Origin of the sequence: Vibrio sp. S457-15, from assembly GCF_000960545.1 — a bacterium.
Taxonomy (GTDB): domain Bacteria; phylum Pseudomonadota; class Gammaproteobacteria; order Enterobacterales; family Vibrionaceae; genus Vibrio; species Vibrio parahaemolyticus.
Genome location: NZ_JYOQ01000121.1, coordinates 417,103 through 440,485 on the forward strand (window position 1 = coordinate 417,103; position 23,383 = coordinate 440,485).

General features: G+C 48.0%; 24 protein-coding genes, 1 rRNA gene and 1 riboswitch. Of the genes, 10 read left to right on the plus strand and 15 right to left on the minus strand.

Annotation, left to right across the window (positions count from 1 at the left end; genetic code table 11):
- Positions 1-3 precede the first annotated feature (3 nt).
- Positions 4-1,140, plus strand: coding sequence for a glycerate kinase (locus tag UF05_RS12970; RefSeq protein WP_045545647.1), 1,137 nt, complete (start codon positions 4-6; stop codon positions 1,138-1,140).
- A gap of 96 nt (positions 1,141-1,236) precedes the next feature.
- Here the strand turns inward: UF05_RS12970 and UF05_RS12975 are convergent, their stop codons facing one another.
- Positions 1,237-2,673 carry an aminotransferase-like domain-containing protein gene (locus tag UF05_RS12975; RefSeq protein ID WP_045545648.1) on the minus strand — a complete coding sequence of 479 codons (1,437 nt, stop codon included), beginning with the start codon at positions 2,671-2,673 and terminating at the stop codon, positions 1,237-1,239.
- Between the two features lie 92 nt (positions 2,674-2,765).
- Between UF05_RS12975 and UF05_RS12980 the strand changes: the two genes are divergently transcribed.
- From UF05_RS12980 to UF05_RS12990, 3 genes are all read left to right on the plus strand, one after another.
- A complete protein-coding gene (locus UF05_RS12980; RefSeq protein ID WP_045545649.1) occupies positions 2,766-3,665 on the plus strand; it encodes a DMT family transporter in 900 nt (299 codons plus the stop codon).
- A 67-nt stretch (positions 3,666-3,732) separates the two neighbouring features.
- Positions 3,733-4,020, plus strand: coding sequence for a hypothetical protein (locus UF05_RS12985; protein ID WP_005459922.1), 288 nt, complete (start codon positions 3,733-3,735; stop codon positions 4,018-4,020).
- Positions 4,021-4,173: 153 nt separating this feature from the next.
- Positions 4,174-4,764, plus strand: coding sequence for a type II secretion system protein (locus UF05_RS12990; RefSeq protein ID WP_228071725.1), 591 nt, complete (start codon positions 4,174-4,176; stop codon positions 4,762-4,764).
- A 37-nt stretch (positions 4,765-4,801) separates the two neighbouring features.
- Here UF05_RS12990 and UF05_RS12995 read toward each other — a convergent pair whose 3' ends face one another.
- The 5 genes from UF05_RS12995 to UF05_RS13015 form a co-directional block, all read right to left on the minus strand.
- Positions 4,802-5,329: a GNAT family N-acetyltransferase gene (locus UF05_RS12995; RefSeq protein WP_025793506.1), complete on the minus strand. Its 528-nt coding sequence runs from the start codon at positions 5,327-5,329 to the stop codon at positions 4,802-4,804.
- Between the two features lie 29 nt (positions 5,330-5,358).
- Positions 5,359-5,826: an HAD family hydrolase gene (locus UF05_RS13000; protein ID WP_020841669.1), complete on the minus strand. Its 468-nt coding sequence runs from the start codon at positions 5,824-5,826 to the stop codon at positions 5,359-5,361.
- A 149-nt stretch (positions 5,827-5,975) separates the two neighbouring features.
- Positions 5,976-6,446 carry a GNAT family N-acetyltransferase gene (locus UF05_RS13005; protein WP_020841670.1) on the minus strand — a complete coding sequence of 157 codons (471 nt, stop codon included), beginning with the start codon at positions 6,444-6,446 and terminating at the stop codon, positions 5,976-5,978.
- Position 6,447: 1 nt separating this feature from the next.
- Positions 6,448-7,179: a glucose 1-dehydrogenase gene (locus tag UF05_RS13010; RefSeq protein ID WP_045545650.1), complete on the minus strand. Its 732-nt coding sequence runs from the start codon at positions 7,177-7,179 to the stop codon at positions 6,448-6,450.
- 9 nt (positions 7,180-7,188) lie between these two features.
- Positions 7,189-7,704 (minus strand): GNAT family N-acetyltransferase, encoded by a 516-nt coding sequence (locus UF05_RS13015; RefSeq protein WP_025793503.1) that lies wholly within the window; start codon positions 7,702-7,704, stop codon positions 7,189-7,191.
- Positions 7,705-7,974: 270 nt separating this feature from the next.
- On the opposite strand from UF05_RS13015, the gene UF05_RS13020 reads away from it, so the two are divergent.
- Positions 7,975-9,069 carry a NapC/NirT family cytochrome c gene (locus UF05_RS13020; protein ID WP_045545651.1) on the plus strand — a complete coding sequence of 365 codons (1,095 nt, stop codon included), beginning with the start codon at positions 7,975-7,977 and terminating at the stop codon, positions 9,067-9,069.
- A gap of 22 nt (positions 9,070-9,091) precedes the next feature.
- Positions 9,092-11,539 carry a trimethylamine-N-oxide reductase 2 gene (locus UF05_RS13025; protein ID WP_045545652.1) on the plus strand — a complete coding sequence of 816 codons (2,448 nt, stop codon included), beginning with the start codon at positions 9,092-9,094 and terminating at the stop codon, positions 11,537-11,539.
- Between the two features lie 70 nt (positions 11,540-11,609).
- Here UF05_RS13025 and UF05_RS13030 read toward each other — a convergent pair whose 3' ends face one another.
- The 8 genes from UF05_RS13030 to thiD form a co-directional block, all read right to left on the minus strand.
- Positions 11,610-12,335 carry a phosphatase PAP2 family protein gene (locus tag UF05_RS13030; protein WP_025574180.1) on the minus strand — a complete coding sequence of 242 codons (726 nt, stop codon included), beginning with the start codon at positions 12,333-12,335 and terminating at the stop codon, positions 11,610-11,612.
- A gap of 182 nt (positions 12,336-12,517) precedes the next feature.
- Positions 12,518-13,132, minus strand: a complete 615-nt coding sequence (thiE, locus tag UF05_RS13035; protein WP_029846097.1) for a thiamine phosphate synthase — start codon at positions 13,130-13,132, stop codon at positions 12,518-12,520.
- Between the two features lie 63 nt (positions 13,133-13,195).
- Positions 13,196-13,987 carry a hydroxyethylthiazole kinase gene (gene thiM, locus UF05_RS13040; RefSeq protein ID WP_045545653.1) on the minus strand — a complete coding sequence of 264 codons (792 nt, stop codon included), beginning with the start codon at positions 13,985-13,987 and terminating at the stop codon, positions 13,196-13,198.
- An 18-nt stretch (positions 13,988-14,005) separates the two neighbouring features.
- Positions 14,006-14,668, minus strand: coding sequence for a thiaminase II (tenA, locus tag UF05_RS13045; protein WP_045545654.1), 663 nt, complete (start codon positions 14,666-14,668; stop codon positions 14,006-14,008).
- An 18-nt stretch (positions 14,669-14,686) separates the two neighbouring features.
- Positions 14,687-15,637, minus strand: a complete 951-nt coding sequence (locus UF05_RS13050) for an ABC transporter substrate-binding protein (RefSeq protein WP_082064027.1) — start codon at positions 15,635-15,637, stop codon at positions 14,687-14,689.
- 22 nt (positions 15,638-15,659) lie between these two features.
- The gene (locus tag UF05_RS13055; RefSeq protein ID WP_025572391.1) at positions 15,660-16,460 is read right to left on the minus strand and encodes an ABC transporter permease; all 801 of its coding nucleotides are present in this window, start codon (positions 16,458-16,460) and stop codon (positions 15,660-15,662) included.
- Positions 16,453-17,211, minus strand: a complete 759-nt coding sequence (locus UF05_RS13060) for an ABC transporter ATP-binding protein (protein WP_045545655.1) — start codon at positions 17,209-17,211, stop codon at positions 16,453-16,455. Before UF05_RS13060 ends, UF05_RS13055 begins: the two co-directional genes overlap by 8 nt.
- A complete protein-coding gene (gene thiD, locus UF05_RS13065) occupies positions 17,201-18,058 on the minus strand; it encodes a bifunctional hydroxymethylpyrimidine kinase/phosphomethylpyrimidine kinase (protein ID WP_045545656.1) in 858 nt (285 codons plus the stop codon). The genes UF05_RS13060 and thiD overlap by 11 nt, the downstream gene beginning before the upstream one ends.
- 96 nt (positions 18,059-18,154) lie before the next feature.
- A riboswitch (TPP riboswitch) is annotated at positions 18,155-18,262 on the minus strand.
- 312 nt (positions 18,263-18,574) lie between these two features.
- On the opposite strand from thiD, the gene UF05_RS13070 reads away from it, so the two are divergent.
- Positions 18,575-19,960, plus strand: a complete 1,386-nt coding sequence (locus UF05_RS13070) for a TldD/PmbA family protein (RefSeq protein ID WP_031820738.1) — start codon at positions 18,575-18,577, stop codon at positions 19,958-19,960.
- Complete coding sequence (locus tag UF05_RS13075; RefSeq protein ID WP_025551877.1) at positions 19,960-21,303, plus strand: TldD/PmbA family protein; 1,344 nt, start codon at positions 19,960-19,962, stop codon at positions 21,301-21,303. Before UF05_RS13070 ends, UF05_RS13075 begins: the two co-directional genes overlap by 1 nt.
- An 80-nt stretch (positions 21,304-21,383) precedes the next feature.
- On the opposite strand, the gene trmY is transcribed toward UF05_RS13075, so the two are convergent.
- Positions 21,384-21,983: a tRNA (pseudouridine(54)-N(1))-methyltransferase TrmY gene (trmY, locus tag UF05_RS13080; protein WP_020841684.1), complete on the minus strand. Its 600-nt coding sequence runs from the start codon at positions 21,981-21,983 to the stop codon at positions 21,384-21,386.
- Between the two features lie 160 nt (positions 21,984-22,143).
- On the opposite strand from trmY, the gene UF05_RS13085 reads away from it, so the two are divergent.
- Together UF05_RS13085 and UF05_RS13090 are read left to right on the plus strand one after the other, a co-directional pair.
- Positions 22,144-22,668, plus strand: a complete 525-nt coding sequence (locus tag UF05_RS13085) for a DUF3087 domain-containing protein (RefSeq protein WP_024702320.1) — start codon at positions 22,144-22,146, stop codon at positions 22,666-22,668.
- A gap of 486 nt (positions 22,669-23,154) precedes the next feature.
- A 16S ribosomal RNA gene (locus UF05_RS13090) occupies positions 23,155-23,383 on the plus strand; the annotation flags it as partial.

The following is a 23,383-nucleotide window of genomic DNA, read 5'->3' on the forward strand; positions in this document are numbered from 1 at the left end:
CGTATGAAAGTGGTAATTGCACCTGATTCATTTAAAGAAAGCTTAACCGCCAAACAAGTGAGCGAGGCGATCAAAACGGGTCTTGCTCGCGTATGGCATGATGCCGAGTTTGTTACGGTTCCGGTCGCAGACGGTGGCGAAGGCACGGTTCAATCTTTGATAGATGCAACTCAAGGCGAACAAGTCTTCACAACAGTGACCGCGCCATTAGGGAATGATGTTGAAGCGTTTTATGGCATCCTCGGCGACGGCGAAACTGCGGTTATTGAAATGGCGGAGGCCAGTGGGCTGCACCTTGTGCCGAGTGACGCTCGCGACCCAAAATTGACCAGCAGCATTGGTACCGGACAGCTGATCAAACACGCGCTAGACCGCGGCATTCAACGCTTAATCATTGGTTTGGGCGGCAGCGCTACCAATGATGGTGGCGTGGGCATGTTGACCGCGTTGGGGGTAACGTTTCTTGATGAATCTGGTCATGCAATTACCCCAAATGGAGGCGGGCTAGCGACGCTTGCATCCATCGATATTTCTGGTCTTGACCCGCGCTTAGCTGCTTGCGAAATGTTGGTAGCGTGCGATGTTGATAACCCACTCTGTGGCGACAAAGGCGCGTCGGCTATCTTTGGCCCGCAAAAGGGAGCGACAGCGTCAGACGTCACTCTGCTCGATAACGCATTGCGCAAGTTTGGCGAGTTGACGGAACAAGCGACGGGTAAGCATGTACTGACTCGTGAAGGGGCGGGTGCTGCTGGTGGTATGGGCGCGGCCTTGCTCGGGTACACGCCAGCACGTTTGCAACCGGGAATTGAGATTGTGCTTGAAACGGTCAAACTTGCTGAGCATGTTGCGGATGCGGATATCGTATTCACAGGCGAGGGTCGCATCGATCATCAAACCGCACATGGCAAAACGCCGATGGGCGTTGCTAAGGTGGCCAAACAGTTTAATCTACCAGTCATTGCATTAGCAGGCTGTGTGGGCGACAACTATCAGGCGGTTTATGAGTGCGGAATTGATGCGGTGTTTGCTTGTGTACCAAGGGCGATGAGCTTATCTGAGGCCATGAAAGAGGCCGACGTCAACGTTGCCAATTTAGCCGAAAACGTCGCGAGAATGTGGCAAATTAAGTCGCACTGAGGGCGATAACGATACGAGAAAACTCCACCTTTGCGTGGAGTTTTTTGTTGTTACCTGTTTGCGTGTGTGGGCATAAGTTCATTTAGCAAGAGCGAGTTAACAGGCATGCTTTGCTATCAACTTTGCCAGTGTTTGCATCGCGTGACTCCAATCGGTTTCATGACCAAAGTTTGCCACGCTGATGCGCACGCAATGTCGATATTGCTCTTGAGTGCCAAATACGGTGCCGGGAAGTAGGCTGATTCTGTGCTTATTGCACGCTTGATACAACGCATAACTGTCCGTGTCTTCGGGCAGGCGCAACCAAAGCAAGAACGAGCCTTGCTCGGCGTTGATCTGATATCGATTTTTTAGAGATTCGTATTCATCTAAGTATTGATGAAGCATCTGGATAAATCGGCGCATGTTGTTTTGATAAACCCGACCCATTCGCGCAGTATGCGTTCGATACTTGCCTGACGTTAGAAACGTTGCCACGGCTGACTGCATCAGGTTCAAACTGCCCATGTTCTCACACAGTAGATATTGCTCAATTTGATCTCGATATCTCCCCGCCAGCATCCAACCAATTCTCAAACGCGAATCGAGTGTTTTGGATAACGAATTCACGTAAATCACGCGTTGCTTGTCATCGAGCAAGCTCAAGCTTGGCAACGGCTTATCATAACTTAACCCGCCAAACACATCGTCTTCGATAATAGGAATATTGCCGGACGCCAATAGTAATTGTTGACGCTTTTCTAGCGGCATCATAGCACCAGTAGGGTTGGTGAAGTTTGGTGTTACGATGATCGCTCTTATGTCCCATGTCGCCATTGCTTTTGCTAAGGCTTCGGGGCACATACCGTCTCGTGGGCAACTCGGGATTTCCACCACTTTGAGGCCGAGTGATTCGAGCATCAATAAATTACCAAAATAGCAAGGGGACTCCACCGCGACGATATCGCCTTTTTGTGTCGTTGCGCGCAGCGCTAGGCTAATTGCTTGTTGCGCGCCGTGCGTCACCATGATCTCATCCAACTTGGCTGGCGTGCCCAAATCTTGTGTGATTTTCGCCAGTTGTTTGATTAAGAGGTGATCACCGGGTGGTAATTGGTAATGGCTCGGTACATGCGTTTGCTGGCGGCTGTGGCGGCCAATCTCGGCGTACAAGCTTTTGATCGCGGGGGAGTCAATGTTTGGGTGGGCTGAGCCAGCGGGCAAACGCTCTTGGTATTCAGGGTACGTGAGGATTTCTTTGCAGATCGAGAGCAAATCCACGCGAGTCGGATCCGGAATTGAGCGAGAGGTCGGCAAGGCGATTTTTACTCGATAACCCGACTTGGGAACCGAGTACACCAAGTTTTGCGCTTCCAGCTCTTGATACGCACGAATCACGGTGTTTTTGCTGACGCTTAATTCTTGGCTCAATGAGCGAATGGAGGGCAGTCGATCATCCACTTGGTAAACGCCACCATTGATGGCTTGTTTAAGGTGCTTTTCCACCACGAGGTACTTATTCCCTTCACCGCTTTCCAATAAATCTGTACCCATAAAAACACTTCCATCTGTCACTTTTTGAAAACACTGTACCTAATTACATTAGCAGCATCTCAAAACATAAAACAAGCGTGAGTGAGGCGATCATGTTAATCCGAGCCATCCCTTTTGTATTTGTCATCCTTTGGGCTTCTGGATTTGTTGGTGCGCGTTTTGGTTTGCAATATGCCGAGCCAGCGACACTACTTTCTATCCGTATGGCATTCAATGTCCTACTGTTTTTGGTTCTTGTGGCGGTATTGCGTAGAAGGTTGCCGACAGGGAAAGATTTTTGGCACAGCTGCGTAGTCGGGGCGTTGATCCACGGTTTCTATCTGGGCGGTACTTATTTCGCTATCGCCTTGGGTATGCCTGCGGGGTTGAGTTCGTTGCTGGTGGGCATTCAGCCGATTTTAACCGCGGCTTTGTTGGTGGCGTTTGTTCGTGAGGAATTTAAACCCTCGCAATGGCTGGGTTTGGCTCTTGGTTTTGTCGGTATCACTATGGTGTTGATGGGCAAAATGGAGTGGCAATCCGAGCAGCACAAAGTGTTGGCCATTGGTTTGTGTTTATTGGCTTTGGTTGGTATCACGCTAGGGACGCTGTATCAGAAAAAACATTGCCAACAAGTGGATATGGTTGGTGGTGCGACAGTGCAATATTTGGCCGCGCTCATCATGTTTCTGCCTGTTGCGATGCAGTTTGAAACCATGCAAGTGCAATGGGAACTGGAGTTTATTTTGACCGTGTTGTGGTTGGTCGTCGTGCTCTCTTGTGTGGCGATTCTATTGTTGCTGTACATGGTGAGAAATGGGGCGTCTTCGAGTGTGGCGTCTGTGTTTTACCTAGTGCCGCCAACGACGGCGATTCAAGCTTGGCTCGCGTTTGGAGAGTCGTTTGATTGGATGGGCATTTCTGGCTTTGTCCTAGCGGCTACGGCGGTGTATTTGGTGGTTAAAAAACCAGATCTGACGATAAAAAAGGCTATCAAAACAGAATATACCTAAATTAGGTAGGGACATTCACGTGCCAGTGAGTACAATTCTGCTTCATCTTAATCCGTGGAGCAGAGTGATGACGGCAAAGCCAGACCGAATGACCGCGATGCGTAATATCATCGACCAAGTAAAAGCTGAACTACCGATTTACGAACCGGAAACCTTTGTGTGTGGGCCGGAAGGGCAGTGCATCGGTTGTCCGAAGAAGTTACTGGAAATGGTGGATTCAGAGCTGAGCTATTGGGAATCGGCTATGGAGCGCGGCATTGTTCCGCAATTCGATGAAATTCGTCGTTTTGGCAAAATGTGCACGAATGTTCGTCGTGGTCTGGTGCGAAATAATGTGCCTTTACTCAATAGCTAGAGAGTAAAAGTCGTCTAATATCTGATACATAGCGTCGTTTTGTTGCACTACTCTTTGGCTGCTGTTCTCAAGTTTGAGTGGTGTTTGTCTCTTCTTACCCCTTGGGCCTTTAATCGCAAGAAATTGTCGATATATTGGCTCGGTCTCACATGGATGTGGGGCTATTGTCTTGGGCTAGTTGAGATAGGAAACGTGAAATCAAAGGGATTTACGCTGATGGAAATCACCATAGTGCTCACCACTTTGGCTTTCATCGCATTAGCTGCTTTACCAGTACTACTCGATATTCATCGCCAAGCATACGCTGCGATGCTGCACAGTTCTCAGTCTTCTTTAGGTACGGCTCTCAAATTCTTCCATGCTCAATCTGTGATTGATAACGCTTACGACCAAGAGCACGTTCACTACATTGACCGACAAGTCAAAACACGCAAAGGCATGCCAGAAGCCAGCGCCGACAGTATTCGTGCTTTATTAGAAATAGACCTGCCTGCCAGAGGCTACTCGAAAATTGACGTGCCGTGCAAAGGCAGTGATTTTTGCATCATCGGTCAGCAGTACCCAAACAGTGCTCATTTTGTCGCGATTCCTGATTATCAGTTCTTAGATAAATCGGGCGTTGATCGCGTGGTGTACATTTGGCCGCAGGGTTACACATTGGCAGAAGAAGCCTGCTATTTCTACTACGTGAATCAAGCCTCGACCGATTCAATTGTTCAAGGGCATGTGACGCAAGGGTGTTAGTCCCGAATAAGTGTTGCGAACAACGGTTACCGAGAATCTACAAATCGGGGTTGTTCGAACGGCGTTGCGCTTTATTCAATACCATTTTTTGACTCATTAAGACCTTGCCATTTGGCAAGATCACTTCCCCAAGTTCTCCCTGATGTTCAAACCCAAAGCGTTCATACAAAGCAATCGCTGGTGTGTTGGTTTTGTATACGTTGAGTACGATTTGGTCGTAGCCAAACGCCCAACCGCGCGCGATTGCCATTGATAATAATTTCCGTCCTAATCCTTTGCCTCGGTAGCTTTTGTCGATGTGAATACCAAGAATACCGACGCGAATGAGCTGCCCGCCTTCGTAACCGCACATTTCTGCAGGGAAGATTTCAACGCTGCCAATAAGTTCTTGGTGGTCAAACGCGACAAACTGAGGGATGGATTCGTTCTCAACACGTTGCAGGATACTACGAAGTGTTGTGTTATCGGGGGCTGGAGAAATCAAAAACTCCCCCTCGGAGTACACCCGATTCCACAGCGCGGTGAAGCGCTCGAGATCGCTTACCTTGATGGGTCTGATTTGCATTCATCTTCCTTGATTAGTGCAGGTAACGGTTAGGGTATAAGCTCAGATAAACAGCGAATTTGATTCAGAATGGGCTCGGCTGGTGCATCAGCGCCCGTTGGGTTAAACCAAATGGTGTTTACGCCCGCTTGCATGGCGGGATAAATGTCTTTGTGAGGTAAATCTCCGACCATGGTTATTTCACTCACGTTAACCCCTAACTGTTTTGCGACGGCGAGATAAAACTCAGGTTGGTTTTTAGCGATACCGAGGTTGGCAAAACAAAAATAGCCATTTAAGAATTGGTCCAAGTCGACGCGGACGAATGCGCGTTGAACCTCTTCCATGTTGGAGTCAGACGCGCTGGTCGCAATATAAATGGGATGATTTTGGGAAAGTACTGCCAGCGTTTCGGTGGCCTGAGGAACCGTTTCTACGTGTTCCCAATCGCACATTTTTCCTTGTGCGTGAGGGAAATCTACCATCAAGGTGTTCCCCCAATCGAAAAGATAAATCATGTTCGAATCTCCTTTATACCCAAGCATCTTGAAGTCACTTGGGTATATCAGTACATCATATCGCCTTTTCTAAAATCGGGGGACAAATCGAAGTGATAAATGCGATTTAGTCGGCTTTAGTCGTGAAAAGCGTTTAATTGCCGCTATCGTTACAAATGTTTCAGCATAATGCGTGAGTTAGTTTTAAAACCTTGATTATCGTAAAAACGCTGTGCTGGCTGATTGAATTCCATCACTTCCAATCGAACTTGCGTGGCATTGGCATCGCGCGCCCATTGCTCGCAAGCTTGGAGCAGTTGACGACCGATTCCTTGCTGTTTTTGCTCTTCATCGACAACGATCGTCCCCACGCGGCAAATTGGGTCTTTGATCAGAAAACTGACGGTGTCGTTTTGGGTGATCATCGCGGTTAAGAAGCCGAGAATTTGCTGTTCGCGTTCGGCAACCAAAAAGAGTCGCTCTTTGTTCTCTAGTGCTTGCGCAAGAAATTCGCGATCAGCTTCTGAAGGCGCAACAAAGGCTTCTGGCGCATTCGCAAAATGTAGTGAATTGATCTGCAAATTAAGCTGAAAAATTCCGTCTAAATCATTGGGAGTAGCTTGTCGGATATGGATTTGCATTCTATCTGCCCCCAGCAATATCGATAAATGATCCTGTGACATAAGAAGCTTCGTCACTCAGTAGCCAAGCGATCGCATTCGCCACTTCTTCTACTGTGCCGCCGCGTTTAAGAGGAATTTGAGGGCTCAGTCTATCCACTCGGTTTGGTTCTCCGCCGTCGGCATGCATATCGGTATAAATGAAACCAGGTCGAACGCCATTGACGCGAATATTGCGTTCTGCCAACTCCAGCGATAGCCCTTTGGTTAGGGTATCCATCGCGCCTTTTGATGTGGCGTAATCAACATACTCAAATGGCGCGCCTGAGCGTGACGCTCCAGAGGAGACATTCACAATGGCACCGCCCGCACTGAACCGCTTCGCCGCTTCTCGACAGCAGAGGAAACAACTGACGACATTCGTGTTCATCACAGTTTGGAAGCGCTCAAAGCTGATGTCGGCCAAAGGCGATTGGGTAAACAGCACGCCCACGTTGTTGACCAAGTGCGTCACTGCACCAAATTCGCGTTCTGTTTCATTAAACAAGGAGAGCACTTGCTGCTCATCGGCTACGTCTGCGGCGATGGCAATGGCTTTCCCGCCGTTTGCTTGTATTTCTGCCACAACTTGGTCGGCGGCCTCTTGCTGAGTTCGGTAATTAACGCAAACGCGATAGCCTTGCTCGGCCAGCTTTTTCGCAGTTGCGGCTCCAATGCCTCGGCTTGCGCCGGTAACGATGACTACTTTATTCAAAATACGTCCTTATTTTTGTCGCGAGTAGATTTTATCAGCGTAGTGTTTGCCACCGATTTGGTATGCGTCTGGAATGACTTGAGAGAGTTCGAAGCCGCATTTTGTGAGTACGCGCTCTGATGCGACATTTCCTTCGGTCACTGTGGCTGAAAAGCGGCGGAGATCGTGCGTGGTTTCTGCCCAGTGCAGCAAAGCCTTAAGTGTTTCTGTGCCGAATTGCAGGCCATGAAACTCGGGCAGCAGCAAATAGCCTACTTCGGCTTTGTCTTCCTCTAGTACAAAACCCGTGATCCCAATAGGTTGTTGAGTATTTGCATCGAAAATGGTCAAGCACAACCAATGGTCACACTCTGGTGTCCAGCTCGCTAAACGAGATTCAAACTTGTCGCGTAACACTCGCTCGTCAGGTTTATCGAAGCAGAGAGCGATGACACTAGGCTCGATATGTAAACGCTGAAATAGCGCCCAATCTTCTGCTCTGATTGGGCTCATTGTGGTTCTGGGTGTAGATATGAGAGTCGACATGCACATCCTTAATGCATCGAGTTGAATTGCCAGTCTCTCATTCTCTTAGCTTATTGATCAAACCGTTCAATTTAGAAAAGTGATTAATGTTGTGAATGTCGAATTGTGCAAAAAATTTGCGCTAGATATGAATTCATGGGAGCTAAATAACGAAATTTCATTCTTGAGACGCATAGAGCAACACGGAAATGATGTGGATCAAGAGAGAGCTACCCATAAAGTAGTATTTTGCGATCTATAATTACATTTTATTTGGAAGTGTTGCTAATTATGTCAATAAAAAAACGATATGTTGCACTGCTGGTTGCTGCCGGCATTGGTGTGGGCTGGTTAACATTAGGTGGTACTGCAGCGGTGATGCATTACACCTCTGATACTGAGTTCTGTCTCTCGTGCCACTCTATGGAAATCCCTTACAAAGAGTACCAAGGCTCAGTGCACTTCAGTAATGCGAAAGGCATTCGTGCCGAGTGTTCTGATTGCCACATCCCACAAGAACCGATGGACTACCTGATCACGAAGATTCGTGCATCGAAAGACATCTACCATGAGTTTGTGACTGGCAAGATCGACACGCCAGAGAAATACGAAGCACATCGTAAAGACATGGCTGAAACTGTATGGGCTCAGTTCCGTGAAAATGATTCAGCGACGTGTCGTTCGTGTCATGATTTCGATGCAATGGAAGAGTTTGAGCAATCACGCGATGCGGCGAAGATGCACGAATACGCGGAAGCGAACGATCAAACGTGTATCGATTGTCACAAAGGTGTGGCTCACTTTGCACCAGAAGCAGAGCTAGACAGCAAAGCATTCGAAACGCTGATGAGCTTCACGACTAAGACAGCTGCTAACGCGAAGGTGGTTTACCCAGTAACGACGATTAATATGGGTGAAATGGGTACCATCAATCCAACAACAAAACTGGAAGTGATGAGCGCGGAAGGCGACAACCGCACTGTTAAGTTGAACGCATTCCAAATGAAAGGCGCAGAACAAGTGCTTTACATGGGAGAAGGTCAACGTGCCATCGTAGCAACGCTAACAGAGCAAGGCCAACAAGCGCTTGAAGCTGGTGAATTTGAAGCGGATGTTTACGGCAACGAATGGCGCTCGGTTTCTCTAACAGGTGCTATTGATTCTCCAGTTGTAGACACGCTTGATCCAGTATGGTCATACGCAGAAGAGTTGGACAACGTTTACTGTGCAACTTGTCACGCGAAAATTCCTTCAAATCACTTCACTGTGAATGCATGGGGACCGGTAGCGAAAAGTATGGGTGATCGAACTGATATTTCAGCCGAGAACCTAGAAATTCTAACCAAGTTCTTCCAGCACCACGCGAAAGATGTGGTTGGTCACTAACGATAAATAGAAGGATAAGATTATGACTAATATGACCCGTCGCGGATTTCTAAAAGGCACTGGTATGGCGGCTGGTGCAATGGCATTCACTTCATTTGCACCTATGTCTGTTGCGTCTTCTAATGCTCGCGGCAAAGGCATTCTAACGGCGGGCCGCATGGGCCCAATGTTGTGTGAAGTACAAGATGGTAAGTTGGTTTCGACCACCAATGCTCTGCCTCAAACTGTACCAAATAGCCTACAAAGCACCGGTCCTGACCAAGTGCACACTAAAGCGCGTGTTAAGTACCCAATGGTTCGTAAAGGTTACTTGGCAACCCCATCAGCTCCCGAAGGCGTTCGCGGCAGCGATGAATTTGTACGCGTGTCTTGGGATGAAGCTTACAAGCTGATCCACGAACAGCACATGCGCATTCGTAAAGAATATGGCCCGGCTTCTGTGTTTGCTGGCTCTTACGGCTGGCGTTCAAGTGGCGTGCTGCACAAAGCACAAACCTTGCTGCAACGTTACATGAGCATGGCAGGCGGCTACTCAGGCCACTTGGGTGACTACTCAACGGGTGCTGCGCAGATCATCATGCCGCACGTTGTGGGCTCTATCGAAGTGTACGAGCAACAAACCACGTACCCAGTGGTACTAGAGCACAGCGATGTGGTTGTGCTTTGGGGCTTAAACCCGATCAACACCCTAAAAATCGCGTGGAGCTCAACAGACTGTGCTGGTCTTGAGTTCTTCCATCAATTGAAAAAATCAGGCAAGACGGTTATTGCGATTGACCCTATTCGTTCTGAAACCATCGAGTTCTTTGGCGAGAATGCGGAGTGGATTGCTCCTCACCCAATGACCGACGTGGCAATGATGATGGGTATCGCACACACCTTGGTGAAACAAGGTAAGCACGATAAAGCCTTCCTCGATAAATACACCGCAGGTTACGACAAGTTTGAAGCGTACCTGATGGGCGAAGAAGACGGCGTAGAAAAATCAGCAGAATGGGCATCACAAATCTGTGGCGTACCTGCGAAGCAACTTGAGCTATTGGCTGATATCTTCAGTAAAAACCGCACCATGCTGATGGCGGGTTGGGGCATGCAGCGCCAACAATACGGTGAACAGCGTCACTGGATGCTGGTTACACTGGCAACGATGTTGGGTCAAATCGGTTTACCGGGCGGTGGTTTTGGTTTCTCTTACCACTACTCAAACGGTGGTAACCCTGCTCGTGATGCTGGCGTACTTCCTGCGATTTCGGCATCGCTGGGTGGTGGCTCTTCTGCGGGTAACGACTGGGCGGTATCTGGCGCGGTGCAAAGCTTCCCTGTGGCGCGTATTGTCGAGGCGTTGGAAAACCCAGGTCAATCCTACCATCACAACGGTCATGAACTGACGTTCCCAGATATCAAGATGATTTGGTGGGCAGGTGGTGCGAACTTTACTCACCACCAAGACACCAACCGCTTGATTAAAGCATGGCAAAAGCCTGAACTGATCGTGATTTCAGAACCTTACTGGACAGCGGCTGCGAAGCACGCGGACATCGTTCTGCCAATCACCACATCGTTCGAGCGTAACGACTTAACGATGACGGGTGACTACAGTAACCAACACTTGGTGCCAATGAAGCAAGTGGTTGAGCCGCAAGGTGAAGCGCGTAATGACTTCGATGTATTCGCGGACATGGCAGAGATGCTAGCACCGGGTGGCCGTGATGTGTACACCGAAGGCAAAACCGAAATGGAATGGCTGTACGGCTTCTACAAAGCGGCGCAACAAGGTGGCCGTGGCTCTCGCATTGCGATGCCGAACTTCAGCAAGTTCTGGGAAGATAACCAACTGATCGAGATGAAGTGGAACGAGAAGAACGCACAGTTTGTTCGTTACGCGGATTTCCGTGAAGACCCGATCATGAACCCGCTAGGTACGCCAAGTGGTAAGATTGAAATCTTCTCGAAAACCATTGAAGGTTACCAGTTGGAAGACTGTCCTCCACACCCTACGTGGATGGCACCAACCGAGTACACCGGCAATGCAAAAGATGGCGAGTTGCAGTTAATGACCGCGCACGCAGCACATCGTCTACACAGCCAGTTTAACTACGCGAAGATTCGCGAAGAGTACGCAATTGCAAACCGTGAACCTATTTGGATTCACCCTGAAGATGCGAAAGCGCGTGGTATTAAAACGGGCGATCTAGTTCGTGCGTTTAACAACCGTGGCCAAGTATTGGTTGGCGCGGAAGTGACTGACCGAATCAAGCAAGGTTCAGTATGTATTCATGAAGGCGGTTGGCCGGATTTGGATCCGAAAACCGGCATTTGTAAGAACGGCGGTTGTAACGTGTTAACGTTGGATATTCCGACCTCTCGACTTGCAAACGGCTGTGCGGCGAACTCGGCACTGGTTCGTATTGAAAAATACACTGGCCCAGAATTAGAACTAACAGCGTTTGAACCACCAAAAAATGGCTAGAAAAAAGTAGCGCTTGAAAGCAAGAAGCCAGCGAATCGCTGGCTTCTTTTTTATCTAGTAATCGTTCACATTAGCGTGAAGCAAGAGAAACAAACGGCATCTGTTTCTTAATCTGAAATGTCGGGAGTAAAGTAAATACAATCGCGACAAACAAGACTGAGCCTATTAAATCTTCAGGGCGATGCATGCCCAGCCATAAGCGGCTATATGCGACGCTCATTCCCCACATCCATAATGACAGTGCAGAGATATAGTACTTGTTCTGCAAGAACAACCCACCAAAGAAAGCCAGACAAATCGAAACGAAAATCGTATGACCGGACGGGAAAGAATAGTCTTTCTCGCCTTGCCAATGGCGCGTCCGCCAATCACTGACGTGTTCAGAAATCTGGTTAATTACGTTGGCTTGTTGCTTTGTATCTAACTGATAAAACGTTTCTGGTGTTTCAATTAATTGTTCTGCTGCGAGCAATTCCGTGTACGGGCGAGGGCTTTCTGTCATCAGTTTTAGCCCCGTTTTGCTGGCAAAGCCAATCACAAGTAACAGCCCTAACATTGAGAGTTTTTGCATCCACTCAGTGCGACTTGGCTTAAAGCGAAATAAAGAAAGCAGTAGCAGTGTTAAGGTAATTAAAAAGCCTTTGCTGCCAGCAGAGTCAGTGAGCAAAGTAAAAGTAATACCCAGACTTTCAGGCACCTGTGAAGTGAGATCGTGATAAGAGCCAAACAGCGACATTGGGATGATGCCAAGAACAAACAAGGCGAGCATCATCAATCCATATTTTTTGGTTTTCATTGAGAGCGTTTTGTTTTTATTGAGGGTTATTCAACCACGTGAAAATAAGGGACTTATCTTACGTTATCTGGCGTGAAAAACTTATCAACGCTTTGTCAATTTGACGAGAGAATGAAGGTTGAGTGATGAATTGATGACATTTATCCGGAAGGTAAAGGCGCTCATCCTTAAGCGCTGGGGTCTTAATCCATCAGAGAAAGTAAGTATTCTGCTGCTTTGGTTGGGTTTTCTGCATGACAAATGGCAGAAACCAAAGCCAAACCATGCACACCTGTCGCACTCAGAGCAGGAATGTTGGTTTCGTTGATGCCACCAATAGCAACGATTGGTAAGGGCGTGGTGTTCAGCGCCATCTTTAAACCTTCTATACCCCAGTGTTTTTTTGTGTTGGTTTTGGTTGGCGTAGCGAAGATGGCACTCAAGCCGATGTAATCAATGGGCAGAGAATCCGCCTCTGCCAGTTGATCTTCAGTCTCAATCGATAAGCCGAGAATCTTGTTTGGGCCAATCAATTGACGAGCGATCTCTGCTGGCATGTCTGACTGCCCGAGGTGAACACCATCGGCATCGACGGCAAGGGCAACATCAACACGATCATTGATGATTAACGGGACGCCAGTGCCTTCAAGGATCGTCTTCACGGCTTGAGCTCGTTCAATAAATGCACGAACGTCACCATGTTTTTCGCGCACCTGTACCATGGTGACCCCACCTTCTACCGCCTTTCTTACAACGTGTTTGAGAGTGGATAAATCTTGTTGGTCGTCGGTGACCAAATACAAACGATAGGCGTTCATTGTGTTTCCTCTCGCCTCCCACTTTCGTTGGAGTGAGAGGCGTTTAAAGCATTGAGAAGCGATTTATCTCACTTGTAATGTAAGACGTGTTGCCAGTGTTTTTTCATCCAGTTGGTAAAGCTCATCCAAAAGATGCATTTGCAAGCTACCTGGCCCTCGCGCTTGCTCAGCCGCAATTTCACCCACAACGCCAAGCACCGCTGCCGCAGCAAGGCCCGTTTCGTCACCGATTGCTGCGAAAGCGCCAGTCAGTGCCGTTAGTGTGCAGCCCATGCCCGTTACGTATGGCATCATCTCGTGACCATTATTCAGCTGTATGGTTTGCTCTTTTGTCACTATGTAGTCAGTTTCGCCGGAGATCACCACGCTCGCTCCGTATTCTTCAACTAAGAAGTGAGCCGCCCCAAGGGCTGCATCACTACTGTCGAGTGCATCTACACCTTTGCTTTGCGCTTGCTCACCAGCGAGAGCAATGATTTCGGAAGCATTACCACGAATGATTAACTTGTTTGCAAGGCGGGCGATTTCGCGCGAGGTTTCGGTGCGCAGTGAACTTGCACCGCAACCGACAGGGTCGAGCACAACGATTTTACCGTTCGAGTTGGCTTGCTCGACGGCATAGCTCATGCGCGGCGTCCAAACGCTGTCTAGGGTGCCGATGTTGATCACCAAAGCGCCTGCAAACGACATCATTTCTGCCATTTCTTGCTTTGAATGCGCCATGATTGGCGAAGCTCCGATAGCCAACAAAGCGTTCGCCGTGTTGTTCATCACCACGTAGTTGGTAATGTTCACGACTAAAGGCTTTTGCTGACGCACTGCGGTTAATGCTTGAGTTATTTGTTCTATTAACATGAGATTCTCCAATTAACCTTATTGCGCGTTTAGACCTTGTTGCCAAAACGCCACTTCCATACGCGTTGCGGTTTTGAAGACCTGAATCAGGTTTTGACCGCGCTGGCTGTGGATGTCGATTTCAGCCAGCAACTGGTTAAAGTGTTCGGCCCCACTTGCCACGCCTGATTGGAACTCTTCACCGCCGTACAAGTTAATCCAACTTGCGTAAGGATTGCCTTCGAATACCGTGTTTTCATCTTCAATCAGCATTTTACCAATGACGGCGTAGCCGATGGAGCAAGGGGCGAGCGCGGCATACAAGTCAACTAAGTCGCCCGTCATTCCCGCATCCAGTACGTAGCGCGTGTAAGCCACCGTGCCAAAATCTTCCGGCTCGTTTTCGAGATCAGATTCCGTCAATCCCCACTGACCGCAGTAGGTAACATGGTGGGCAATCTCTGAATCTAAAAGCGCATGTACACTTGGTAGTGCACGGCGCATGTCGTCTAACGTACGTGCTTTGTAGATTGCCAGCGCATAAGCTCGCGCGTACTGTTTTAGGAATAAGAAATCTTGCTTCAAGTAATGCAGAAAACAAGGTTGAGCCAGTGTGCCTTTGGTTAATTGCTGCACGAAGGCATGCTCGGTGTATTCTTGCCAATCTTGGCGGCAAGCGTCGATCACATCTTGGTATTTCATAATGGGGCAGCCTCGTAATTAATCAAAGCTCGGTACGTAATCTTTTGCTTTTGGTAGTGTTTCGATGATTTTTTGTGAGTACATGAACTCGGCGTAATCGTCGTAGCGTTTTAGGTCAACTGCCGATGGGCGAAGCGCGAAACGAGTTAACGTGTCATTCCAAGCGCGTTGGTTGAGCTCGTTGTTTAGCGTGTCTGGCGAGTAAGCGACAAACTCTTTCCAGGACTCTTTAGGGTGGTTGACGATGTAAGTGGTCGCTTGCTCCAGCGCTTTGTTGAACGCTTTGATAGCGGCTTTGTCGTAGGTTTTTGCATTCGCCACAAATACCAGTTCGTCATACGCTGGTACGCCGTGCTCTTCTGGGAAGAAGGCTTTGGCTTTGTAGCCTTCTAGCTCAAGTTGGTTGGCTTCGAAGTTACGCAAGCCGCCCCAAATAGCGTCTACTTTACCGGATGCGAGAGAGGAAGAGAGTGCCCAACCGACGTTGATGATTTGCACGTCAGAAAACTTCACGTTCTCCTGCGCAAGCATGGTGCCGATTGTCGCCTCTTCGTTACCAGCGATAGCAATACCGATTTTCTTGCCTTCAAGGTCGCCAAGGTTTTCGTTCTTACCGTTATCCAACACCATCAAAGTGTTGAGGGGAGTTGCAATCAAGGTCGCAGAGCGAATTAATGGCAAGCCAGCCGCTACGTCGATGGTCAAGCTAGGTTGGTATGAAATCGCCATATCGACTTTGCCAGCCGCAACTAGTTTGGGTGGTGTGCTTGGGTCGGCGGGTTCTTGGATATTGACCTTCAAACCTTGCTGTTTAAAGTAGCCGCGCTCTTGTGCGATCACGATAGGGCCATGGTTCGGGTTAACGAACCAATCCAGCATTAAAGTAAGCTCTTTTTCGGCAGCAAGTACGTTAGTTGAAACCATTGAAGCGAGCAGAGCAGCTGCGCTCATGAGTTTGTTTTTATTCACGGGGTTCTTCCTTTTTCTTTCCCTATTTGTTTTCCCAGGGAATGGCTTTTTTCAGTAATTTGTCAGTGGTGAAATAGAGTGCGATAGACAGCGCGGCGAGAATAAACAGTGCCGCGAACATCTCATCGATGATCATGCGAGCGTTGGCTTGCAGCATCAGATAGCCTAGACCCTCACTTGATCCGACCCATTCACCTACCACGGCACCAATCGGCGCAATAACCACGGCAACACGAATACCAGACGCTAACGTTGGCAGGGCGGCAGGTAGTTGAATATGGCGCAGTAATTGCCATTTCGATGCGCCCATGGTTTTGGCAAGATCGAGGTAACCAGTTGGTGTATTGCGTAGACCGTCGTAGCAACATGTCGTGACGGGGAAAAAGATGATGATCGCCGCCATTACTACTTTCGATGCAATGCCGTAACCCAGCCAAAGCATGAGCACTGGCGCGATAGCAAACACAGGAATCGCTTGGCTAGCGATAAGAATCGGCAATAGCCAGCGTTTGAGCGGCTCGAACATCAGCATTTGCAAAGCGAATAGCAAACCCATCGATAATCCAAGCGCCAAGCCAAGTAGGATCTCTTGTGCTGTTACCCAAGTGTGTTTGAGTAGCACGTCGTATCGAGTGATTAATCTATCCAATACTTCAATTGGCGAAGGCAAGATGAAGTTTGGCATGTCAAACACCACTACAATGAGTTGCCACAAACCTAAGATCACGGCTGCGCTGATCAGCAGACGCAACGCCGGATGAGTCACGCGTTCCTTTTTATTAATATGCGCCGAAACGGAGTTGTACTGAGTCATATCACTCATAGTCTTTCTCCAACTGATCCAAAATCGCTTGCTGCAGAACTGCGCACTCTCCAGCGAGAGCTCTTGGTGGCTTGGAGTTTGGAACAACCAAGTGCTGTGCTTGAGCTGGCATGCCTTGTAACACATAGAGTTGATGCGCCAATCGCACTGCTTCTTGCGGATCGTGCGTAATCAAGACAACGGTTTTGTCCTTTAGTAGCTCGGCAGAGAGAGTTTGCAATTTGTGGCGAGTCACGGCGTCCAATGCTGAGAAAGGTTCATCCATCAAAACCAAAGGTTTGTCTTGCATCAGAGTGCGAGCAAGGGCTACGCGCTGTCGCATACCTCCAGAGAGTTGAGCGGGTTTGGCGTAAGCGTAATCTGCTAACCCAACGTGCTCTAACAAGGAGAGAGCACGTTGTTTCTCATCCGCTGGATTTGAATTGGTGTAAGAAAAGCGCGAGCTAAGGCAGACGTTATCCAGCACGTTAAGCCACGGTAGCAATAAATCCTGCTGAGCCATGTAAGCGACACGGTCATGCAGTGCGGCGCCATCGGTTGTGATGAGTTCGCCATGCCAGTCAACTTGGTCATCCAGTAGGCCAGCTAAGTAACGCAATATCGTGGTTTTTCCGCAGCCACTTCGCCCGAGTAATACCGTCCATTGACCGATAGGAATGACCATGTTCACTTTTGCTAAAGTCGGTGTTTGGCTGTCTTTGTATTGCAAACTGGCGTCGGAAAGCTGAATGCCAATCGCGTTAGCGAACATAGGTATGACCCGCAAAGAAGTGATGTACTGGTCCGTGACCTTTCCCCACTTCCAATTCATCCGCATGAGCGATGGCTTGGCTGATGTACTGTTTTCCTAAATGCACAGCTTTGTGCAGGTTGTTGCCTTGACCAAGGTAAGACGCAATAGCGGAAGACAGTGTACAGCCCGTACCGTGGGTGTTTTGGGTTGGGAAACGCTTGGCGCTGATTAACTCGGCACTGTTTTGCATGATCAGCAGATCGTTGCTGTTTTCATCTTCTTCAAGGTGACCGCCTTTGAGCAGAATGGCTTTGGCACCAAGCGCACGAAGGTCGTCAATCATGTTATTCATTTCAGATTCTGAGTGAGGTACAGGCTTACCTGTCAGTGCGGCACCCTCTGGCAGGTTAGGAGTGATGATGTCTGCCAGTGGAATTAGTTCTTCTTTTAATGTGCTGATTGCTGATTGCTCAAGTAGCAAATCGCCGCTGGTGGCGACCATGACGGGATCTATCACAAGATGTTTAGGCTGGTACTGTCTGATCTTGCTGGCCACCACTTTGATGATGTTCGAATCCGCCAGCATGCCGACTTTTACCGCCACAATATTGAGATCGGTAAACACCGCATCGAGTTGGCTTTCAACGTGATCAAGTGGGATAGGGAAAATCGCAGAAACGCCTTGTGTGTTTTGCGAAGTGATGGCGGTAATTACCGAGCATGCAAAACTGCCTGTTGCCGACATCGCTTTGATGTCTGCTTGAATACCTGCGCCGCCGCCACTGTCGGAGCCTGCGATGGTCAATACGATAGGGGTAGGTAAGGCTGGCGTCTGATGTGAATAAGGCTGTGATTGCTGCGTCATGGTCGCTCCTATTACAAGACGTATAGGAACTGACTTTGACCGCTGTGGGCAGATCGATTGTTCGATCGTTTCACTCGCCAAAGAGAGGCGGCGAAAGGCAAAGTGTGCATAGTTCCCTACGTCAGTGCTAACTGAATCAGGTTCAACGGGTCTCGAATTTCGATCTCAGCCTACGCTTATCACGTGGCCCCCCGACTATTTCGCTCGGATGATAACAGGACGCTAACTCAAGAGATACGTTTTTTGAGAGTAATTATTATTGAGTATTCAATTATGCGAAGTGAGTGATAGAGTAAGCTTCTTAATACTTTGTTGCGCGGAATTTTCCAGTGCAACGCTCTGATGAAAGAGCAGAAACTGGAATATTAAATAAAGAGTCGTGGTCTCTTTTGGCAAGGATTAGCATAAAACAAGGTTAAAAAACTGTTAAAATTTAACGCGTTGCCAATTTAACTTTACGGAATTTATCGGAAGTTATTTAGGAAGGCTAAGACGATCATCGAGCAAGGAGACTTCATGCTTAATTCTGTAACAGCGAAGTCAGTGATCGATCATGCTCTCTTTTTAGGGGCTGATTTCGCTGAGCTATTCGTTGAACATCACCAAACTAACACCGTCCAGATCGCATCTGGTGAGGTGGACAATGTAAATTCAGGTATCGATTTTGGTATCGGTATTCGCCTCTTCTTCGGCCACAAAGTGCTTTACGGTTACACCAACAGCACGGACGAAACCGAACTAAAACGCGTGACATCACTGCTTGCAGCGAAAGACAAGCGTGAGCAAATCGCGTCAGCGGGTTCTATGAATTTGAACCGATACACAATCCAACATGGTTGCAGCATGCCGCTAAGTAAGGATGCTAACCTAGATTCAAAAATCGCATTTCTATTGAAAGTTGACCAAGCTGCGCGTGCAGAAAGTGAATACATCAGCCAGTTCATTGGTAGTGTGCTTCAGCGCGAGCAGCAAGTGTCTATCTTCAACTCAGAAGGTTTGCATGTAGACGATACGCGTCACTACATTCGTGTTGCGGGTAACACAGTTGCCCAGAAAGGCAATGAGCAATCTTCTGGCATGGAAGGCCCGGGGGCACTTGCCGGTTGGGAGTTTAGCGAACAGATCGATGCGAAAGAGCTGGGTCAAACTATCGCTCAACAAGCGCTGGTGAAATTGGGCGCGGATGCTTGTCCATCGGGTGAAATGCCTGTGGTAATTGGTAACGGCTTTGGCGGCGTTATCTTCCACGAAGCGTGTGGCCACCTGCTAGAAACTACTTCGGTTGCGAAGAAGGCGTCGGTATTCCACGATAAAATGGGTGAGATGATCGCTCATACCGCAGTAAACGCAGTAGATGATGGCACTATGACCAACGAATGGGGCTCAATCCACGTTGATGACGAAGGTTTGCCAACGCAGCGTACCCAACTGATCAAAGACGGTAAGCTAACTAGCTTTATGGTCGACAAAATGGGCGGCATGAAGACAGGTTACGAGCCAACAGGCTCTGGTCGTCGTCAGAACTACAAGTTCGCACCAACCTCGCGCATGCGCAATACCTTTATCGAAGAAGGCGAGCATTCACTCGATGATATGCTTGCGGGAATCGAACGCGGTATTTACGCCAAGAAGATGGGGGGTGGCTCCGTTCAACCTGGGACGGGCGAATTTAACTTCGCTGTTCGTGAAGCGTATTTGATTGAAAACGGCAAAATTACCAAGCCTTTGAAAGCGGCGACACTGATCAGCACTGGCCCTAAAGTATTGAAAGAAATCAGTATGGTCGGTAAGGACATGGCACTTGCTCCAGGTATGTGTGGTTCAGTTAGTGGTGCAGTACCTACAACAGTCGGTCAACCAACCCTTAAAGTGGACAATATTCTGGTAGGAGGCGGTAACTAATGAGCCAAGAACAACAACTTCTTAACGCGGTTGATTACGTCCTGTCAGAAGCCAAACGCCAAGGTGCGGAAGCGGACGTGATTGTGAACCGTAACAGCAGCTTTTCGCTGAAAGCAAACCAAGGCAAGCTGGATGAGTACAAAGTCAGCTCAAGCCAAGTGCTGGGTGTTCGAGTCATTAAAGATGCTCGTGTCGCGACCAGTTATTCTGAATCACTAGAGCAACCAAGTTTAGATTTGATGCTCACCAACGCGCTGCAAAGTGCTCGTTTTTCTAAGCAAGATGAACATCAAACCATCAGCTGCGTAAACAGCAAAATCACCACTGATATTGCAGAAATTGCGCAAGACGATACCACATCGGTCGATGAGAAAATTGAACTGTCCCTCGCGCTTGAACAAGGTGTTGTGGCTCAACCTCACGCTTCAAGCTCACCATACAATGGTTATAGTGACGGCGAAACTCAGCTCATCATCGCGAATACTCAAGGTACGTTATGTCAACATTTCGAGCGCTCTTTCACTTGTTACGCGTATACCTTATTTGAAAAAGATGGCAAACAGTCGATGGCAGGTAGAATGTCGTTAGGTCGCCGTTTTGATGAGTTGAATCCAACTTACTGCATTGAAGGCGGTTACAACCTTGCTCGCGATCTTCTTGATGGAGTACCAGTTGCGACAGGTAACTATCCGGCTATCTTCCACATCAATGCGCTAGCAAGTTTATTCGGTGCTTTCGGCAGTGCGTTTTCTGGTGTGAGTGCGATGAAGGGCATCTCGCCACTGGGTGACAAGCTTGGTCAATGTGTTGCGAGTGACTTGATTACCTTTACCGATGCGGCATACATGCCGAATGGTATGGCTATCGCAGGGTTTGATAGTGAAGGTTTTGCCACCCAAGACAATGTGTTGATCGCCAATGGCCAACTGAATACGCTATTGCACAATAGCCAAACAGCGAGTTATTTGGGTGCAGTGTCGACGGCAAGTGCTGCTCGCGGTGCAAAATCGAGCTTAGACGTGTCAGCGAATCACAAAGTGATTGCGACAGGCAACAGCAGTGCGTCAGAAATCAAAGCAGGTGAATACCTAGAATTAGTGGAACTGCAAGGGGTTCACTCTGGTGCAGATGCTGTCAGTGGTGATTTCTCATTTGGTGCGAGTGGTTTCTTGTGCCGTGATGGTCAACGTGTTCAACCTGTGCGCGGAATTACAGTTGCAGGTAACTTCTATAAGATGCTGCAAGAAGTAGAAGCTGTGGGTGATACGCAGCTTATTAATGACAGCCGCACTTTCTTCGCGCCAGATGTGCGTTTTGCTCGATTGAGTATTGGCGGTAAATAAGCGCGGCATAGAAAGTCAGAAACAAAAAAGAGGACTCAATCGAGTCCTCTTTCATCATCTAGCAACGTGTACGCGAATAACTAGAATTCGCGGATATCCAGTTCGTTGTGGATCAATACTACACACTGAGAAGCAAACAGCATCTTAGGTCCAAGGCTGATTTTCTCAGTACCTAGGCGCTTCAAGCTGTTGAACGACTTCTTCGGCATCGGAATGTGGTCGGTTAGCAAGAAACATGGGTTTTCACCAATTTCTGCATCACGAACAAATTCGCCTTTCTTGTCCAACATATAAAGTTGGTGGTCTTCCGCCAGTTCTTGAACCAAGCGTTCGAAGCTCACTGTACGAACCGTAATACCCGGCTCAACTTCACGAAGCTGCTCTTTACCCATACCAACAGATGCGTCCAACGCACGGGCAACGGCAGAGATCAACGTTGACTCGTGAAAACCACCAATATTGGTAATGTCGTTTGAACGAATGGTAATCGTGCGCGAGTAATCCTTCGTGCTCTCTAATACCAAGTGGACAACCACATCTTCACGGTGAGATTGTGCCACGAACATGGTGTTCATCATGGTATGAGCAAGGATCTCGGTATGTGCCTCGTTACCAACACCTTCTAATAGTGCTTTGCTGGTGGTTGGCGCCGCGCGAGCTCGTAAAACAAAAGAGCGCATGAATTTAGCCTCTGTATAGAAAGAGTGAATGCGCGGAAGTATATACCTAAGCAGGGAACGGATGCGAGTTTAATAGTAAATGTGAACTTACTTACAAAGCTTCGATTGTGGAGCTGGGTGTGCTCGTTAGAATAGGAGGCAACCTTGTTAGGAGTGGTATATGGAAATCAAACAGATAAATAAAGACATTTATAAAAAGAAAGTAAACTTTGTGATTGGCGGTTTTGTTGCGTTGCTCGCCATCTCCTCTCTTGCCTTTAGTACCTTGCTGATTGTTTTGTTTGGCAACACTGAAGTCGTACCAGAACAATCAACGGGCAATTTCCATTGGAATTTGATTGGTGTCGTTCTAGCAGTTGCAACTTCCCTCTCTTTATTGAATCAAATTAAAACTCGACCATACATGGAAGAGGTGCTGTACGTTTGGAAACTCAAGCAACTGCACAACAAAATCTTTCGTAAACTAAAAAGCATTAAAGCAGCCGCGAGCAATGACGATCTAAAAGCGCTCACTACGCTTAAGTTCTATTACACCACGCAACGCCAAGTGTTTGAGCTAGACAACAACACATTGACGATGAGTAGTGTAAATAAAGAACTAGAGGCAATAGATCAAATCGAAGTCGACAAATCACTGCACCTTGATATTGCAAGCTTTGAAGAGGGGTGGATAGACACATACTGATTGCTTATTTGCTACTTGAAGTTAACAACTGAGTGCTAAAAATAAGCGTTTGAATGAGATTTCATCACTCGACGCTTTTTTTTGATTTTTTTTCTAAAAAGGGGTTGCCAAGAAAACTCATCTCCCTATAATGCGCCTCCGTTGTCAGGGCAAAGCGGAAACGCGAAAGCTGCTGGCAATAAGGCGAAAAAGCTTCTAAAAATTAATTTTAAAAAGTGTTTGACACTAAGAATTAGTTCATTAGAATACGCTCTCCGCTTTGAGAGAAAAACTTCTCGAAAAGCAAGCTCTTTAACAATATAGACCTATCAATCTGTGTGGGCACTCGTTGATGATAATCCAATTAGATATTTATTTCTTAACGGAAAGCGGTATCAAATTAGGTTTCAATGAAACGAAGTGACCATTGAATCTTCGGATTCAGCACAGTCAATTCAAACATTACTTTATGTAATGTTCAGTATTCATTGAGCCGAACAAAATCTTAAATTGAAGAGTTTGATCATGGCTCAGATTGAACGCTGGCGGCAGGCCTAACACATGCAAGTCGAGCGGAAACGAGTTATCAGAACCTTCGGGGGACGATAACGGCGTCGAGCGGCGGACGGGTGAGTAATGCCTAGGAAATTGCCCTGATGTGGGGGATAACCATTGGAAACGATGGCTAATACCGCATGATGCCTACGGGCCAAAGAGGGGGACCTTCGGGCCTCTC

Bases quoted from the DNA above. Each gene is read 5' to 3' on its own strand.
- UF05_RS12970 (WP_045545647.1), top strand. From the start codon at position 4: ATGAAAGTGGTAATTGCACCTGATTCATTTAAAGAAAGCTTAACCGCC.
- UF05_RS12975 (WP_045545648.1), bottom strand. From the start codon at position 2,673: ATGGGTACAGATTTATTGGAAAGCGGTGAAGGGAATAAGTACCTCGTG.
- UF05_RS12980 (WP_045545649.1), top strand. From the start codon at position 2,766: ATGTTAATCCGAGCCATCCCTTTTGTATTTGTCATCCTTTGGGCTTCT.
- UF05_RS12985 (WP_005459922.1), top strand. From the start codon at position 3,733: ATGACGGCAAAGCCAGACCGAATGACCGCGATGCGTAATATCATCGAC.
- UF05_RS12990 (WP_228071725.1), top strand. From the start codon at position 4,174: ATGTGGGGCTATTGTCTTGGGCTAGTTGAGATAGGAAACGTGAAATCA.
- UF05_RS12995 (WP_025793506.1), bottom strand. From the start codon at position 5,329: ATGCAAATCAGACCCATCAAGGTAAGCGATCTCGAGCGCTTCACCGCG.
- UF05_RS13000 (WP_020841669.1), bottom strand. From the start codon at position 5,826: ATGATTTATCTTTTCGATTGGGGGAACACCTTGATGGTAGATTTCCCT.
- UF05_RS13005 (WP_020841670.1), bottom strand. From the start codon at position 6,446: ATGCAAATCCATATCCGACAAGCTACTCCCAATGATTTAGACGGAATT.
- UF05_RS13015 (WP_025793503.1), bottom strand. From the start codon at position 7,704: ATGTCGACTCTCATATCTACACCCAGAACCACAATGAGCCCAATCAGA.
- UF05_RS13020 (WP_045545651.1), top strand. From the start codon at position 7,975: ATGTCAATAAAAAAACGATATGTTGCACTGCTGGTTGCTGCCGGCATT.
- UF05_RS13025 (WP_045545652.1), top strand. From the start codon at position 9,092: ATGACTAATATGACCCGTCGCGGATTTCTAAAAGGCACTGGTATGGCG.
- UF05_RS13030 (WP_025574180.1), bottom strand. From the start codon at position 12,335: ATGAAAACCAAAAAATATGGATTGATGATGCTCGCCTTGTTTGTTCTT.
- thiE (WP_029846097.1), bottom strand. From the start codon at position 13,132: ATGAACGCCTATCGTTTGTATTTGGTCACCGACGACCAACAAGATTTA.
- thiM (WP_045545653.1), bottom strand. From the start codon at position 13,987: ATGTTAATAGAACAAATAACTCAAGCATTAACCGCAGTGCGTCAGCAA.
- tenA (WP_045545654.1), bottom strand. From the start codon at position 14,668: ATGAAATACCAAGATGTGATCGACGCTTGCCGCCAAGATTGGCAAGAA.
- UF05_RS13055 (WP_025572391.1), bottom strand. From the start codon at position 16,460: ATGAGTGATATGACTCAGTACAACTCCGTTTCGGCGCATATTAATAAA.
- UF05_RS13060 (WP_045545655.1), bottom strand. From the start codon at position 17,211: ATGTTCGCTAACGCGATTGGCATTCAGCTTTCCGACGCCAGTTTGCAA.
- thiD (WP_045545656.1), bottom strand. From the start codon at position 18,058: ATGACGCAGCAATCACAGCCTTATTCACATCAGACGCCAGCCTTACCT.
- UF05_RS13070 (WP_031820738.1), top strand. From the start codon at position 18,575: ATGCTTAATTCTGTAACAGCGAAGTCAGTGATCGATCATGCTCTCTTT.
- UF05_RS13075 (WP_025551877.1), top strand. From the start codon at position 19,960: ATGAGCCAAGAACAACAACTTCTTAACGCGGTTGATTACGTCCTGTCA.
- trmY (WP_020841684.1), bottom strand. From the start codon at position 21,983: ATGCGCTCTTTTGTTTTACGAGCTCGCGCGGCGCCAACCACCAGCAAA.
- UF05_RS13085 (WP_024702320.1), top strand. From the start codon at position 22,144: ATGGAAATCAAACAGATAAATAAAGACATTTATAAAAAGAAAGTAAAC.